Origin of the sequence: Streptococcus timonensis (assembly GCF_047463455.1) — a bacterium.
Lineage (GTDB): Bacteria > Bacillota > Bacilli > Lactobacillales > Streptococcaceae > Streptococcus > Streptococcus timonensis_B.
Genome location: NZ_JASHDV010000003.1, coordinates 49,725 through 63,596 on the forward strand (window position 1 = coordinate 49,725; position 13,872 = coordinate 63,596).

Annotated in this window: 17 protein-coding genes; 16 read left to right on the top strand and 1 reads right to left on the bottom strand. The window is 42.0% G+C overall.

Annotated features, from left to right (window positions below):
* Positions 1 to 45 precede the first annotated feature (45 nt).
* Positions 46 to 762 (top strand): YebC/PmpR family DNA-binding transcriptional regulator, encoded by a 717-nt coding sequence (locus tag QM847_RS05595; RefSeq protein ID WP_414354425.1) that lies wholly within the window; start codon positions 46 to 48, stop codon positions 760 to 762.
* Between the two features lie 50 nt (positions 763 to 812).
* Here the strand turns inward: QM847_RS05595 and QM847_RS05600 are convergent, their stop codons facing one another.
* On the bottom strand, positions 813 to 1,517 hold the full coding sequence (locus tag QM847_RS05600) for a CD20-like domain-containing protein (protein WP_414354426.1): 705 nt from the start codon (positions 1,515 to 1,517) through the stop codon (positions 813 to 815).
* A gap of 188 nt (positions 1,518 to 1,705) precedes the next feature.
* Here QM847_RS05600 and QM847_RS05605 point away from each other — a divergent pair, with 188 nt between their 5' ends.
* From QM847_RS05605 to QM847_RS05675, 15 genes are all read left to right on the top strand, one after another.
* Positions 1,706 to 2,167, top strand: a complete 462-nt coding sequence (locus QM847_RS05605) for a MarR family winged helix-turn-helix transcriptional regulator (protein ID WP_269797558.1) — start codon at positions 1,706 to 1,708, stop codon at positions 2,165 to 2,167.
* Complete coding sequence (locus QM847_RS05610) at positions 2,151 to 3,920, top strand: ABC transporter ATP-binding protein (protein ID WP_414354429.1); 1,770 nt, start codon at positions 2,151 to 2,153, stop codon at positions 3,918 to 3,920. The genes QM847_RS05605 and QM847_RS05610 overlap by 17 nt, the downstream gene beginning before the upstream one ends.
* Complete coding sequence (locus tag QM847_RS05615) at positions 3,910 to 5,670, top strand: ABC transporter ATP-binding protein (RefSeq protein ID WP_414354431.1); 1,761 nt, start codon at positions 3,910 to 3,912, stop codon at positions 5,668 to 5,670. Before QM847_RS05610 ends, QM847_RS05615 begins: the two co-directional genes overlap by 11 nt.
* Positions 5,671 to 5,769: 99 nt before the next feature.
* The gene (locus QM847_RS05620) at positions 5,770 to 6,273 is read left to right on the top strand and encodes a phosphatase PAP2 family protein (protein ID WP_269797561.1); all 504 of its coding nucleotides are present in this window, start codon (positions 5,770 to 5,772) and stop codon (positions 6,271 to 6,273) included.
* A 118-nt stretch (positions 6,274 to 6,391) separates the two neighbouring features.
* Positions 6,392 to 6,838, top strand: coding sequence for a LytTR family DNA-binding domain-containing protein (locus tag QM847_RS05625; RefSeq protein WP_006151361.1), 447 nt, complete (start codon positions 6,392 to 6,394; stop codon positions 6,836 to 6,838).
* Positions 6,839 to 6,842: 4 nt separating this feature from the next.
* Positions 6,843 to 7,517 carry a LiaF transmembrane domain-containing protein gene (locus QM847_RS05630; RefSeq protein WP_414354433.1) on the top strand — a complete coding sequence of 225 codons (675 nt, stop codon included), beginning with the start codon at positions 6,843 to 6,845 and terminating at the stop codon, positions 7,515 to 7,517.
* Positions 7,518 to 7,622: 105 nt separating this feature from the next.
* On the top strand, positions 7,623 to 7,811 hold the full coding sequence (gene rpmB / locus QM847_RS05635) for a 50S ribosomal protein L28 (protein ID WP_001140948.1): 189 nt from the start codon (positions 7,623 to 7,625) through the stop codon (positions 7,809 to 7,811).
* A 152-nt stretch (positions 7,812 to 7,963) separates the two neighbouring features.
* Positions 7,964 to 8,329, top strand: a complete 366-nt coding sequence (locus QM847_RS05640) for an Asp23/Gls24 family envelope stress response protein (protein WP_075565532.1) — start codon at positions 7,964 to 7,966, stop codon at positions 8,327 to 8,329.
* A 2-nt stretch (positions 8,330 to 8,331) separates the two neighbouring features.
* Positions 8,332 to 9,996 carry a DAK2 domain-containing protein gene (locus QM847_RS05645; protein WP_414354435.1) on the top strand — a complete coding sequence of 555 codons (1,665 nt, stop codon included), beginning with the start codon at positions 8,332 to 8,334 and terminating at the stop codon, positions 9,994 to 9,996.
* 126 nt (positions 9,997 to 10,122) lie between these two features.
* The gene (locus QM847_RS05650) at positions 10,123 to 10,329 is read left to right on the top strand and encodes a hypothetical protein (protein WP_414313802.1); all 207 of its coding nucleotides are present in this window, start codon (positions 10,123 to 10,125) and stop codon (positions 10,327 to 10,329) included.
* Positions 10,326 to 10,520 (top strand): hypothetical protein, encoded by a 195-nt coding sequence (locus QM847_RS05655; RefSeq protein ID WP_006146175.1) that lies wholly within the window; start codon positions 10,326 to 10,328, stop codon positions 10,518 to 10,520. The genes QM847_RS05650 and QM847_RS05655 overlap by 4 nt, the downstream gene beginning before the upstream one ends.
* Entirely contained in the window at positions 10,507 to 11,391 is an 885-nt protein-coding gene (locus QM847_RS05660) for an ABC transporter ATP-binding protein (protein WP_414354438.1), read from the top strand. Before QM847_RS05655 ends, QM847_RS05660 begins: the two co-directional genes overlap by 14 nt.
* Before the next feature lies 1 nt (position 11,392).
* On the top strand, positions 11,393 to 12,130 hold the full coding sequence (locus QM847_RS05665) for an ABC transporter permease (protein WP_414354440.1): 738 nt from the start codon (positions 11,393 to 11,395) through the stop codon (positions 12,128 to 12,130).
* Positions 12,130 to 13,227: a sensor histidine kinase gene (locus QM847_RS05670; RefSeq protein WP_414354442.1), complete on the top strand. Its 1,098-nt coding sequence runs from the start codon at positions 12,130 to 12,132 to the stop codon at positions 13,225 to 13,227. Before QM847_RS05665 ends, QM847_RS05670 begins: the two co-directional genes overlap by 1 nt.
* On the top strand, positions 13,228 to 13,827 hold the full coding sequence (locus QM847_RS05675) for a response regulator transcription factor (protein WP_000866708.1): 600 nt from the start codon (positions 13,228 to 13,230) through the stop codon (positions 13,825 to 13,827).
* The last annotated feature ends 45 nt before the right edge of the window (positions 13,828 to 13,872 follow it).

Genomic DNA, 13,872 nt, shown 5'->3' on the forward strand with positions numbered 1-13,872 from the left:
GTGTTATAATAAGAAAGATTAAAATGTGAAAAAAGGAGATTCCTAATGGGACGTAAATGGGCCAATATCGTAGCCAAGAAAACGGCTAAAGATGGAGCTAACTCTAAAGTATATGCGAAATTTGGTGTAGAAATCTATGTAGCAGCCAAAAAAGGTGATCCAGATCCAGAATCAAACTCAGCTTTGAAATTCGTTATCGACCGTGCTAAACAAGCGCAAGTGCCAAAACACGTTATTGATAAGGCTTTGGATAAGGCTAAAGGAAATACAGACGAAACCTTTACAGAAGGACGTTACGAAGGGTTCGGGCCAAGTGGCTCAATGCTCATCGTGGATACCTTGACTTCAAACGTTAACCGTACAGCTGCCAATGTCCGTGCTGCCTTTGGTAAAAACGGCGGAAACATGGGAGCTTCAGGTTCAGTATCTTACCTCTTTGACAACAAGGGTGTCATCGTATTTGCTGGTGACGACGCTGATGCTATCTTTGAACTCTTGCTTGAAGCAGATGTCGATGTAGATGATGTAGAAGCAGAAGAAGGAACAATCACTGTTTACACAGCTCCAACTGACCTTCACAAAGCTATCGTTGCCTTGCGTGAGTCAGGAATCGAGGAATTCCAAGTGACAGAACTTGAGATGATTCCTCAATCAGAAGTTGAGTTGTCAGGCGAAGATTTGGAAACATTTGAAAAACTATACAGCGTACTTGAAGACGACGAAGATGTACAAAAAATTTATACCAATGTAGAGGGATTCTAATAGAAAAGCGAACAGCTGTCAAGCCTGTTCGCTTTTTTTGATATTTGAACTTAGATTCTAGTTCCAGGATCGTTTTGCTGCTTGCTTTTTTCTAGACCTAGACCGACTGCATGTTTTTGGACGAGCAAGAGCTGTCCATTGTCTTGTTTTGCAAAAGTTAAGGTAACAGTCTTGATCTTGTCTCCAATGGAGATATAGGTGATTTTTCTCGTATCGTACCCTCCGATAGTGGAGTCAAACTCGGAGTCTGGTAGTCCGTGTTTTTTGATAATATCCTTGTAGTTGGTACCACCTTTTCCTTTGTTGTCAAGGTCACCTTCGATTAAGACATCGAACTGTTCTTGGGTCCAGGTGAAGGTATCGTCTTCTTCCTCCTCTGGGATGGAATAGGCGCTATCATCTGTCAAGTCGCTTTCTTCTTCGCGTTCCATTGAGGAACTTGCCTCTCTATAGGAACGGTTAAACTCCCTGGCAAAATCTTTGTAGACATTAGCGTACAGTACCTGAGTCGTAAAGAAAAGTACAACAGAAGCAACTGCAAGAGATGTTCCGATAATGGCCATTGTTTTTCGTTTTTTGAGGTTGACGATAAGGCCGATAATCCCCAAGATAAATGCGACGATGGCGATGAAAAATGATAGATAGTTAATAAATGGAATCCAGGACCCTAAAAGTGCGATGGCTCCAAAAATGGTTGCTAAGATTCCTAAAACTCTTTGTTCTTCTGGTTTCATTTGAAAGTTTTCTCCCTTCATCGAGTGAATGGATTTCTGTCCACAGTAGTTAGTGCTTATTATAGAAAAAATATTGCCTAATGTCAATTTAGACTAAAATAGTTCTCATAGAAACTTTTTTCTTGACATCTTATTTGAAAATGATAAAATAGTTCTCATGAAAACCAATTGGTTCTCGTGGGAACTATTTTGTTTAGAAGGGGGAAATCATGGATAAACCGATGTTGGTCTTTAAACGTTTTGGTCATCAGATTCACCTCATGGTGAAACAGGAAGCCAAACGTTGTGGTATTGAAGTAATGGGTGGGCCACAAGGTCAGGTTCTTCGTTTTTTAGATCGTCGTGAGCAGGATCAAGAATTGACACTCATTAAGGATATTGAACAAGAACTCAATGTCACCAAGTCAGTTGCTAGTAATTTAGTGAAGCGTATGGTGCAAAATGGTTTGGTAGAGTTGGAGGCAAGTCCAAGTGATAAACGAGCAAAATTTGTTCATTTGACTGAAAAATCTCGCTCTCAAATGAAGCAGGTCAAGTCTTTCTTTGATCGAATTGACCGCAGTTTACTCGATGGAGTATCTGAAGAAAAACTAGCTATTTTTGAGGAAGTCATGGCTCAACTACAAGCCAATGTAGAAAAAATAGGAGGGGAAGATGAAGAAACTCGCTAAGCGTATCACAGGAAAAGAGTGGGGAATGATTCTCTTGACTGTACTCTTTACATGTTTCTCGGTCTATCTAGAGTTAGAAGTACCGACTTACATTTCAGAAATTACAGCATTACTTGGGACACCAGGGACTCAGTTGGATGCACTTTGGTCACCAGCCATTAAGATGATGGGCTTGTCACTCTTAGCCTTTCTATCATCTGTCACAGTTGGATTTTTTGCCGCTCGTGTTGCAGCGTCTTACACAACTCATTTACGAAGCGATATTTTTCATCGTGTTCTAGATTTCTCGCAGACAGAGATTAAACGTTTTTCAATCCCAAGTCTGTTGACTCGGACGACCAATGATATTACGCAGATTCAAATGCTCTTTACGATGGGGCTCCAAGTGGTCACTCGTGGTCCTATTATGGCTATCTGGGCCATTGGAAAAATCCTTGGCAAATCTGAGTACTGGCTCTGGGCAGTAGTGGTTGCTGTTATCGTCAATGTTCTGATGACAACAGTTCTCATGACTCTGGCCTTTCCAAAACAATCTGTCATCCAGAAATTGACAGATAAACTCAATAGTATCACTCGTGAAAGCTTGACAGGGATTCGAGTGGTTCGTGCTTACAATGCTGAGGATTATCAGGACGAGAAATTTGAAGAAGCCAATGAGGAAGTCACTCGTCTCAATCTCTTTGTCAATCGATTGATGGCTATTATGAATCCTATTATGATGGCGATTTCGAGTGGCTTGAGTCTAGCTATTTACTGGATTGGTGCCTATATCATCAATGATGCTAGCCTGACAGACCGTCTACCACTCTTTAGTGATATGGTGGTCTTCATGTCTTATGCCATGCAGGTCGTGATGGGCTTCTTACTCATGGGTGCACTCTTTATCGTCCTTCCTCGTACCTTGGTTTCTGCAGGACGTATCAATCAAGTGCTAGACTTGCATTCTTCTATTGAAAATCCTAGTCAACCACAGACGGCAGATTCCTCTATTCAAGGTCAAGTAGAATTCCGTGATGTAACCTTCCGATATTCTAAAAATTCAGAAGCAGTTGTGGAACATGTTAGCTTCAAGGCAGAAGCTGGTCAAACGGTCGCCTTTATCGGTTCAACTGGTTCTGGTAAATCTACGCTTGTGAACCTCTTGCCTCGTTTTTATGATGTATCTGATGGGGAAATCCTAGTAGACGGTGTCAATGTGCAGGATTATGATTTGGAAGATTTGCGGAATAAAGTCGGCTGTATCCCACAAAAAGCAGTCCTTTTCTCTGGAGATGTCAAGGGCAATCTCGACTTTGGTAAGAGTCCAGAAACTCCGCTAAGCGAGACTGCTATGTGGCAAGCTCTGGAGTTGGCCCAGTCTAAAAGCTTCATCGAGGATAAGGAAGCAGGTCTAAATTCAGAAGTGGCTCAAGGTGGGACTAACTTCTCAGGAGGTCAAAGACAACGTTTGGCCATTGCGCGTGCCTTGGCTCGTAAGCCAGAAATTCTCATTTTTGACGATTCATTCTCGGCCTTGGACTACAAGACAGATCGTATCTTGCGCCAAGAATTAGCTGAAAAAACGCAATCTATGACTAAGTTAATCGTTGCCCAACGTATTTCAACAATTATGGATGCTGACTTGATCTTAGTATTGGATCAAGGTAAAGTCGTGGGACAAGGCACCCACAAGGAACTTCTTGCGACCAACGAAGTTTACCAAGAAATTGCCTATTCACAACTATCGAAGGAGGAATTGGAACATGGAAAATAAGAAGATGTCCTTTTGGAAACAATATAAACCTTTTCTAGCAGGTCTCCAACTTCCTCTACTAGTTGCGGTTGTGGCGGCTGTATGTTCAAGCATCATCACGGTTTATGGACCAACTAAGATTAAGGAAATCACCAACTTGATTTCAGATGGCTTGGCTACAGAAATCGATTTGGTAGCTGTGTCAAGTATCGCCAGCTTTTTAGCTATTTTGTATGTGCTTGGTGCCATTCTCAACTATACACAAGCCTATATTTTTTCAACGAGTATCCAACATTTTTCAAAACGCTTGCGGACGGCTATCGCTGAAAAGATTAATCGTCTGCCACTTGCTTATTTTGACCGTCATTCTCAAGGAGATACTCTCTCTCGTGTAACCAATGACGTTGATACAGCAGCACAGTCCCTCAACCAAAGTCTAGGGACCGTTATCTCAGCTAGCTTCTTGCTAATCGCTGTTTTGATTACCATGTTTGGCATGAACTGGATTTTGGCATTGGTAACAGTTGTTTCAACCCTTGTAGGTTTTGCTGCGGTTTCAGTGATTATGGCTAAGTCACAGGGTTACTTTAAAGCCCAACAAAATAATTTAGCAGCCGTAAACGGTTATGTAGAAGAAATGTACTCTGGCCACAATGTTGTGACCAGCTATAATGCTGTGGAACCAACTAAAGAAACATTCGCAGGATTGAATCAAAATCTACATGATAGTATCTGGAAATCTCAGTTTATTTCTGGCATCATGATGCCTGCTATGTTCTTTGTCGGAAACTTTAGTTATGTATTGGTTGTTATCGTCGGTGCTGCCTTGGCTCTTGAAGGCCATATCAGTATTGGGATTATCGTAGCCTTTATGGTTTATGTTCGTACCTTCTCTCAACCCTTATCACAGATTGCCCAAGGGATTACCAGCTTACAACAAGCCAGTGCAGCTATGACCCGTGTCTTTGAATTTCTAAGTGAAGCTGAGATGGAAGACGAATCTCATAAGGAAAAACAATTGTCTGGTATGAAGGGTGAAGTAGTCTTTGACAGAGTTGCCTTTGGCTACACACCTGAGCGAACCATCATTCATGACTTTTCTGCGACAGCTCATGCAGGGCAAAAGATTGCCATTGTTGGGCCGACTGGAGCTGGTAAGACTACTATTGTCAACCTCTTGATGAAGTTCTATGAGATTGATAAGGGAAGTATTCGCATCGATGGTGTGGATACAAAGAAGATGAAACGCTCGGAAGTGCATGATGCCTTTTCAATGGTCTTGCAGGATACTTGGCTCTTTGAAGGAACCATTCGTGACAATCTTATCTACAATCAAACTGGTATTAGTGATGAGCGCGTGATTGAAGCTGCCAAAGCAGTCGGAATCCACCACTTTATCACAACTTTACCAGATGGATACGATACCGTCTTGGATGATACAGTGACCCTGTCAGTCGGGCAGAAACAGCTCTTGACCATCGCTCGTGCCCTTCTCAAGGATGCACCTCTCTTGATTCTGGACGAAGCAACATCCTCAGTCGATACTCGTACGGAGGAGTTGATTCAAAAGGCTATGGACCGTTTGATGGAGGGACGCACATCCTTTGTCATCGCCCACCGCTTGTCAACCATCCGCAATGCTGACTTGATTCTGGTCATGAAAGATGGAAATATCATTGAGCAAGGCAATCATGATGAACTGATGGCTCAAGGTGGTTTCTATGCTGGCCTCTACAACAGTCAATTTACAGAAGATGAAGTAGAAGAATAAAACCAAAGAAGGCTTGACGGCCTTCTTTTTCTACACTATACTAGAGTAGGAGATGCTAGTAGGCTTCTTGTGTAAAATCTAAAAATAACGAGAAAATATATGAAAAACTATCAAGAGTGGTACGACAAGAGGAAATCAAGTCTTCTTCGACATCCACAACTATTGCAATTGATGCGAGTTTTTAATCGCATGATGACAGTTCTGATGCCCTTGGCATACTTGACCTTGTTGGGGACAAGCTTTATGAGCAAGGGATTGGGGAAAGAATTTGCCACCTATATCTTAGTGCCAGCTTCTGGCTTTGTCCTATTGACGCTTATTCGCAAGTGGATCAATCAACCACGTCCTTACGAGTCTTGGGAAATTATCCCGCTACTGGACAAGGACAGTTCTGGCAATTCAATGCCCAGTCGCCATGTTTTTTCAGCAACCATCATTTCCATGGCTTGCTTACATGCAAATCTGCCTGTGGGCTTGATTTTATTGGCATTATCAGCTCTTCTCGGTCTGGTGAGGGTCTTAGGAGGCGTTCATTATCCCAAGGATGTTCTAGCAGGCTATGCCTGTGGACTCCTCTGGGGAATTCTCTTCTTTATTTTGTGAAAAGCAAAGCAAGTGAGCTTGGCCTCGTAACCACTTACGGGTCAAAAGTGACCACTTGCTTTTTTGCCCTTGTAAAGTCTTCTGGGCTTTGGTATAGTAGATGCAGAAAGGAGATAGGATGAAGTTACGAATCGAGATTGATAGTGAATTAACTGAGACAGAGATTGTCATCAAGGCTGCAGCCCTGACAGATGAAATAGCTGATTTGCAACGACTCTTGCAAGAAACCAAGGCTCCTAGGTTGATTTTTTATAAGGGGACGGGGGAGTATTACTTAGACTTGTCAGAAATTCTCTTTTTTGAGACGGAAGGCAACAAGATCTACGCCCATACCCAGAAAGAAGCCTACGAGGTTCGACTCAAACTTTATGAGTTAGAGGCTATCCTGCCTCGCTATTTCAGTCGGGTATCCAAGTCGACCATTGCCAATCTTCGGCAGGTCTACTCGGTGGACAAGTCCTTCTCAGGGACAGGCACTATTTCCTTTTATCAGACCCACAAGGAGGTTCACGTGTCACGGCACTATCAATCCCTCCTAAAAGAAAATCTAAGAAACATGAGGTAAGAAGATGAAAAAGAAAGCATTTGGTATTGTGTTGCTAGTATTGGCAGCTTTAGTATTGTTACAGGGGAATTTTGGAATCCCTTCATTTGGAGGGCAGATTTGGCCCTTGGTTGGTATTGGATTTTTTGCCTATCAGTCAGTTGAGGCAATCCTTCGCCGTCATTTCACTTCAGCCTCCTTTACAGCCCTAGTAGCCCTAATGATTGCAAATCATTTTTATGACATTTTACCGATTCCCAATCAGTCTTTGTTCTGGGCAAGTATTTTAATCGTAATGGGTGTCAGCGCACTCACTCATTCTAACAGAACTTGGAATGGGAAAAAATGGTGGTATGATGGTGAAAAGACCATTCTGACAGACAAGGAAGTAGCCTTTGGTAGTGGGACTTTCTACAAACAAGATCAAGAATTAGTAGAAGATGAGTTTGAAGTCGGTTTCGGGAATGCCAAGATTTATTACGATAATGCCGAGATTTTAGGTGATAGCGCAACCTTAAAGATAGAAGTAGGTTTTGGGAATGCAGTTATTTATGTGCCCCAACACTGGAGAGTAGATCTGAAGGTAGAAACTTTTTGTGGTGCAGCCAAGGCAGATGCTTCAGTAGCTCCTACAAGTAAGACCCTGATTGTCCGTGGAGAGGTGGCTTTTGGAAAACTAGAAGTTGTCTATGCTAAATAAAAAAATCTTCCAATTCCCTTGCCAAAATGGAGAAAGTGTGATAACATAGTACGGTATGTGGTGCTAGCACATCCGCTATATTAGATCTAATAGGAGGAAAACACAATGGCTAAAGTATGTTACTTTACAGGTCGTAAGACTGTATCAGGAAACAACCGTTCACACGCGATGAACCAAACTAAACGTGCCGTAAAACCAAACCTTCAAAAAGTTACTGTTCTTATCGATGGTAAACCTAAAAAAGTTTGGGCTTCAGCTCGTGCTTTGAAATCAGGAAAAGTAGAACGCGTTTAATAAAGAAACAAAGACCTTTGAGGTCTTTTTCTTTTGCTCTAAGCCTAAAACCATTTGAAAAATCAAGCAAATATCCGATGATACATCATTCTGCTTTTACAGTTGGGCTGAAATATGATAAAATAGAGTATCAACTAGTTGAGGTAAAAAAAATGACTGTAAAAATTAATACAAAAGATGGTCAAATCGAACTGACAGATGATGTGATCGCTACTGTTGTAGGTGGTGCAGCAACTGAGATTTTTGGTGTGGTCGGTATGGCTAGTAAAAATGCCCTCAAAGATAATTTCCAAGCCCTTCTTGGTAAGGAAAACTATTCTAAAGGTGTAGTTGTTAAAGCGGCTGAAGATGGTAGCATTGCAGTTGATGTATACACTGTCTTGAGCTACGGAACAAAAATCAGCGAAGTATCAAAAAACATCCAAGAGCGTGTACGTTTTAGTTTGGAAAATCAACTTGGAATCACTGCTCAGACTGTGAATGTCTTCATTCAAAATATCAAAGTTGCAGGAGAATAATCGTGTCAAATATTACTACAAGCTTATTTCAAGAAATGGTCCAGGCTGCTTCTACTCGATTAAATAAGCAAGCCGAATATGTCAATTCATTAAACGTCTTCCCAGTTCCAGACGGAGATACAGGAACAAACATGGGAATGACTATCGAAAATGGTGCTAAGGAAGTCGCAGACAAACCAGCTTCAACAGTTGGAGAGGCTGCAAGCATCTTGGCTAAAGGTCTTTTGATGGGTGCGCGTGGGAACTCTGGAGTTATCACTTCTCAACTTTTCCGCGGATTTTCACAAGCTATCAAGACAAAAGAAGAGTTAACAGGGAAAGACCTAGCTCTTGCCTTCCAATCAGGTGTTGAGGTCGCCTACAAGGCTGTTATGAAGCCGGTTGAAGGAACTATCTTAACTGTATCACGTGGTGCTGCCATCGGTGCTAAGAAAAAAGCAGAGCAAACAGATGACGCAGTTGAAGTGATGCGTGCAGCCTTGGAAGGAGCTAAAGCGGCCCTTGCTAAAACTCCAGAAATGCTTCCAGTCTTGAAGGAAGTTGGCGTTGTGGACTCAGGTGGTCAAGGTTTGGTCTTCATCTACGAAGGTTTCCTTTCAGCTCTTACTGGTGAATATAGTGCTTCTGAGGACTTTGTAGCGACTCCAGCTAATATGGGTGAAATGATCAATGCAGAACACCATAAGTCTGTTGCTGGACATGTGGCAACAGAAGATATCACATTTGGTTACTGTACTGAGATTATGGTTGCCCTTAAGCAAGGTCCAACTTATGTTAAAGACTTTGACTACGAAGAATTTCGTAACTACTTGAATGACCTCGGGGATTCTCTACTTGTTGTTAATGACGACGAAATCGTTAAAGTTCACGTCCATACAGAAGATCCAGGACTTGTTATGCAAGAAGGTCTCAAATATGGTAGCTTGGTCAAGGTTAAAGTCGATAACATGCGTAACCAACACGAAGCACAAGTAGAAAAAGAAGCTCAAGTCAGCAAGCCAGCTGAAGAAAAAGAATATGCTCTTATCGCAGTAGTAGCTGGACAAGGATTGGCAGACATCTTCCGTGCTCAAGGCGTGGACTATGTCATCGAAGGTGGACAAACCATGAATCCTTCGACAGAAGACTTTATCAAGGCTGTTGAGCAAGTCAATGCTCGCAATATCATCTTCTTGCCAAACAACAAAAATATCTTTATGGCAGCTCAAACTGCCGCAGAGGTATTGGAACAACCAGCAGTAGTAGTAGAAGCTCGTACACTTCCTCAAGGATTGACTAGTCTTCTTGCCTTCGATCCAAGCAAGTCTATCGAAGAAAACAAAGAACGTATGACTGCAGCCCTTGGCGATGTTGTCAGCGGTAGCGTAACAACAGCCGTTCGTGACACAACGATTGACGGCTTGGAAATTCACGAAAATGATAATCTTGGTATGGTAGATGGTAAGATCCTCGTATCAAACCCTGACATGCACCAAACCCTGACTGAAACCTTGAAACATATGTTGGATGAAGATAGTGAAATCGTAACCTTCTATATCGGTGAAGATGGAAGCGAAGAATTGGCTAACCAAATTGCCCAAGAAATCGCAGAAGAATTCGAAGATATCGAAGTAGAAATCCACCACGGTCAACAACCAGTTTACCCATATCTTTTCAGTGTGGAATAAAGATTAAATAATAGAAAAAAAGAAAGTTGAGAAATCAACTTTCTTTTTTTATGACATTTGTCATATCTCTTCATGACAGAAGCTTCTAGTGATTCTACCTTCAAAGAATTATACTAGATGTATCAAATGGAGGAAGAAAAAATGAAAGATAAAGTAATTGTCGCAATGAGTTTAGTAGCAGCAGGAGTCATGACTTATCTCATGTTCTCAGGATTGGACGAAGGTTTCTATCATTTCCCTTGGGAGTTATTTGCAAGTTTTGGAATCATGTCTTGGTTGATCCGAGAAGGCTTGAAATTGGTCTCAGATGTGAAAAAGGAGTTTGAAAAATGAAAAAAGCGATTCTCTATCTCTTTATTGGATTGTCACTAGTGGTATGGTTGGTCGAAATGTTTACAGGTTGGTTTGACCAAGCCTTCCTTCACCAATTCATCCGTGGTGCCTGGGGTCTAGGATTTATGATTTTTATCGCCTTTCCGATGGGGAAGGAGTGGTTGAAAGGAGAATATCATGAACATGATTAAGGTAGAAAGCTTAAATAAAAGCATTAAGAGCAAGGCTATTTTGAAGGATATTTCCTTTGAGGTGGCTGAAGGCGAATGCGTCGCCTTGATTGGTCCAAATGGCGCCGGTAAGACAACACTCTTGGACTGTTTGCTTGGAGATAAATTGGTCACCAGCGGTCAAGTATCCATCCAAGGCTTGCCAGTGACGAGCTCTCAGTTAGACTATATTAGAGGCTACCTCCCTCAAGAAAATGTCATCGTCCAGAAATTAAAGGTTAAAGAGTTGATTGCTTTCTTTCAAAGCATTTATCCAAATCCCTTGAACAACCAGGAAATCGATCAACTATTGCAGTTTGACAAGCAGCAAAAAGAACAATTAGCAGAAAAATTGTCAGGTGGGCAAAAGCGTCTCTTTTCATTTGTCTTGACCTTGATTGGCCGACCAAAGCTTGTCTTTTTAGATGAGCCAACTGCGGCCATGGATACTTCAACCCGTCAACGTTTTTGGGAAATTGTTCAGGATCTAAAAGCGCAGGGAGTTACCATTCTCTATTCGTCCCATTATATCGAAGAGGTAGAGCATACAGCGGACCGGATTTTGGTTTTAAATAAGGGAGAGTTGATCCGTGATACAACCCCTCTAGCCATGCGCAGTGAAGAGATTGAAAAGCACTTCATCCTACCTATGGCTTACAAGAAAGTCGTTGAGCGGTCTAACTTGGTTGAAAACTGGTCACAAAAACAAGATGCTTTGCAAGTAGTTACACGTGAAGCGGATGCTTTCTGGGAACTGTTAGTACAGGCAGGCTGTAGGATACAAGAAATTGAAGTTAATAACCGTAGCTTGCTGGATACAATTTTTGAAGAAACACAAAAGGGAGATGACTAAGATGAAACGATGGATCGCACTAAACAAGATAGAATTTCTATTGACCAAACGACAATTAGTCTATTATCTATTATCCGTAGGAATGCCGACGGCCTTCTATTTATTCTTTTCAGGCATGTACCAGGATACACCAGGTGGGCCGGCTAATTTTATGCGCGACTACCTCATCTCCATGACGGCCTTTTCCATGATGTCGACAGCTATCTTTTCATTCCCAGTTGTTTTACATACCGATAAAATCAACAACTGGCAGAAAACATTACGCCATACTCCAGTAAATATGGTAGAATATTATCTATCAAAGCTAACAAGTATGATAGTTGATTATTTGGTTTCAATCCTGGTTGTTTTCTCAGTTGGGCACTTGGTCAGAGGTGTGGATATGCCTTTAGGAAGCTGGATTGGGGCTGCGCTCTTGCTGATAGTAGGAAGTGTAGCTTTTGTAGCTCTTGGCTTGACCTTGACTCTCTTACCTTCTAGTCAGTTGATGTCTGTCGTAGGCAATCTTCTTTACTTTGGCTTGGCTGTGTTAGGCGGACTCTGGATGCCTGTCTCTTTATTTCCAGACTGGATGCAAGCAATCGGGAAGTGCCTACCAAGCTATCAGTTGATGGAGTTGCTCAAGACCTTCTTAAACGAGGGTGGCATCAATTTATCAGCCACAGTTTATCTACTTGTTTTTTCAGCAGTTTTGTTTGGTTTGACCATTTACCTTCAAGGTCATAAGGAGAATGCTTAATGCTTGAAAGACTGAAAAGCATAGACTATATGTACTGGGCCAGTTTGATTTTTATGGTTTTTCCCATCGTTCCTGTAATGACTGGGGAAATTCCTAGCTGGCATTTATTGATTGATATTCTATTTGTAGTGGCTTACTTAGGCGTTTTAACCACCAAGAGCCAGCGCCTATCTTGGCTTTTCTGGGGGATCATGCTGACTTATGTAGTTGGGAATACTGCCTTTGTTACTGTTAATTATATCTGGTTTTTCTTTTTCCTATCCAATCTCTTAAGTTATCATTTCAACGTAGGTGGTTTAAAGTCTTTACATGTCTGGACTTTTCTTCTTGCTCAAGTCCTTGTTTTGGGCCAACTTTTGATTTTTCAGAGAATCGAAGTTGAGTATCTATTCTATCTACTTGTAATTCTTGCTTTTGTCGATTTAATGACTTTTGGTTTGGTTCGGATTCGTATTGTGGAGGATTTGAAAGAAGCTCAGGCTAAGCAAAATGCCCAGATAAATCTATTGCTTGCTGAAAATGAACGTAGTCGTATCGGTCAGGATTTGCATGATAGTCTGGGACATACCTTTGCTATGCTCAGTGTCAAGACAGATTTAGCCTTGCAGTTATTTCAGATGGAGGCTTATCCACAGGTGGAAAAGGAATTAAAAGAAATTCACCAGATAAGTAAGGATTCCATGAATGAAGTGCGAACTATCGTGGAAAATCTGAAATCACGGACCCTAGCTTCAGAACTTGAGACTGTTAAGAAGATGCTGGAAATTGCTGGGATTGAGGTTCAAATTGACAATCACTTGGACAAGGCTAGTTTGACTCAGGATGTGGAGTCGACGGCTGCTATGGTTTTGTTAGAACTGGCGACCAATATCATCAAGCATGCCAGCGCTGAAAAAGCCTATCTAAAACTGGAACGTACAGATCAGGAATTGCTCCTGACAGTTAGAGATGACGGGAAAGGATTTGCAACTGTAAAAGGAAATGAACTCCATACAGTCCGTGACCGTGCTGCAGCCTTCTCAGGGCAAGTAGAGCTGGTCAGTTTGAAAGGTCCCACAGAAGTGCGCGTGCATCTGCCTTATAAGGAGAGAAAGTAGATGAAAGTATTAGTCGCAGAAGATCAAAGTATGCTGAGAGATGCCATGTGCCAGCTCTTAAGCTTTCAACCAGATGTGGAGACTGTCTTGCAGGCGAAAAATGGAGCCGAGGCTATCGAGGTTTTGGAGAAAGAAGCAGTAGATATTGCCATCCTTGACGTCGAAATGCCAGTCAAGACGGGATTAGAAGCACTCGAGTGGATCAAACAAGAAGTGCCTGAAACCAAGGTGGTTATCGTTACAACCTTTAAACGTCCAGGTTATTTTGAACGAGCAGTCAAAGCAGGAGTAGATGCCTATGTCTTGAAAGAGCGAAGCATCGCTGAGCTCATGCAAACCCTGCATACGGTGTTAGAGGGGCGCAAGGAATATTCTCCAGAGCTGATGGAAGTCATGATGACTCACCCCAATCCCTTGACCGAGCAGGAAGTCGCTGTTCTACATGGAGTAGCACAGGGGCTGTCCAACCAAGAAATTGCGGACAAGCTCTACCTCTCAAACGGCACCGTCCGTAATTATATGACCAACATCCTCTCCAAACTAGGCGCCAGCAACCGAACCGAAGCAGCCAAAACTGCCGAAGAAGAAGGCTGGTTGTGAGGATGAGAAAGAAAAAATCTCTTAGAAATCAATCTAAGAGATTTT

What these genes read in the sequence shown, in the direction of transcription:
- QM847_RS05595 (WP_414354425.1), top strand. Translation starts at nt 46, where the DNA reads ATGGGACGTAAATGGGCCAATATCGTAGCCAAGAAAACGGCTAAAGAT.
- QM847_RS05600 (WP_414354426.1), bottom strand. Translation starts at nt 1,517, where the DNA reads ATGAAGGGAGAAAACTTTCAAATGAAACCAGAAGAACAAAGAGTTTTA.
- QM847_RS05605 (WP_269797558.1), top strand. Translation starts at nt 1,706, where the DNA reads ATGGATAAACCGATGTTGGTCTTTAAACGTTTTGGTCATCAGATTCAC.
- QM847_RS05610 (WP_414354429.1), top strand. Translation starts at nt 2,151, where the DNA reads ATGAAGAAACTCGCTAAGCGTATCACAGGAAAAGAGTGGGGAATGATT.
- QM847_RS05615 (WP_414354431.1), top strand. Translation starts at nt 3,910, where the DNA reads ATGGAAAATAAGAAGATGTCCTTTTGGAAACAATATAAACCTTTTCTA.
- QM847_RS05620 (WP_269797561.1), top strand. Translation starts at nt 5,770, where the DNA reads ATGAAAAACTATCAAGAGTGGTACGACAAGAGGAAATCAAGTCTTCTT.
- QM847_RS05625 (WP_006151361.1), top strand. Translation starts at nt 6,392, where the DNA reads ATGAAGTTACGAATCGAGATTGATAGTGAATTAACTGAGACAGAGATT.
- QM847_RS05630 (WP_414354433.1), top strand. Translation starts at nt 6,843, where the DNA reads ATGAAAAAGAAAGCATTTGGTATTGTGTTGCTAGTATTGGCAGCTTTA.
- rpmB (WP_001140948.1), top strand. Translation starts at nt 7,623, where the DNA reads ATGGCTAAAGTATGTTACTTTACAGGTCGTAAGACTGTATCAGGAAAC.
- QM847_RS05640 (WP_075565532.1), top strand. Translation starts at nt 7,964, where the DNA reads ATGACTGTAAAAATTAATACAAAAGATGGTCAAATCGAACTGACAGAT.
- QM847_RS05650 (WP_414313802.1), top strand. Translation starts at nt 10,123, where the DNA reads ATGGAGGAAGAAAAAATGAAAGATAAAGTAATTGTCGCAATGAGTTTA.
- QM847_RS05655 (WP_006146175.1), top strand. Translation starts at nt 10,326, where the DNA reads ATGAAAAAAGCGATTCTCTATCTCTTTATTGGATTGTCACTAGTGGTA.
- QM847_RS05660 (WP_414354438.1), top strand. Translation starts at nt 10,507, where the DNA reads ATGAACATGATTAAGGTAGAAAGCTTAAATAAAAGCATTAAGAGCAAG.
- QM847_RS05665 (WP_414354440.1), top strand. Translation starts at nt 11,393, where the DNA reads ATGAAACGATGGATCGCACTAAACAAGATAGAATTTCTATTGACCAAA.
- QM847_RS05670 (WP_414354442.1), top strand. Translation starts at nt 12,130, where the DNA reads ATGCTTGAAAGACTGAAAAGCATAGACTATATGTACTGGGCCAGTTTG.
- QM847_RS05675 (WP_000866708.1), top strand. Translation starts at nt 13,228, where the DNA reads ATGAAAGTATTAGTCGCAGAAGATCAAAGTATGCTGAGAGATGCCATG.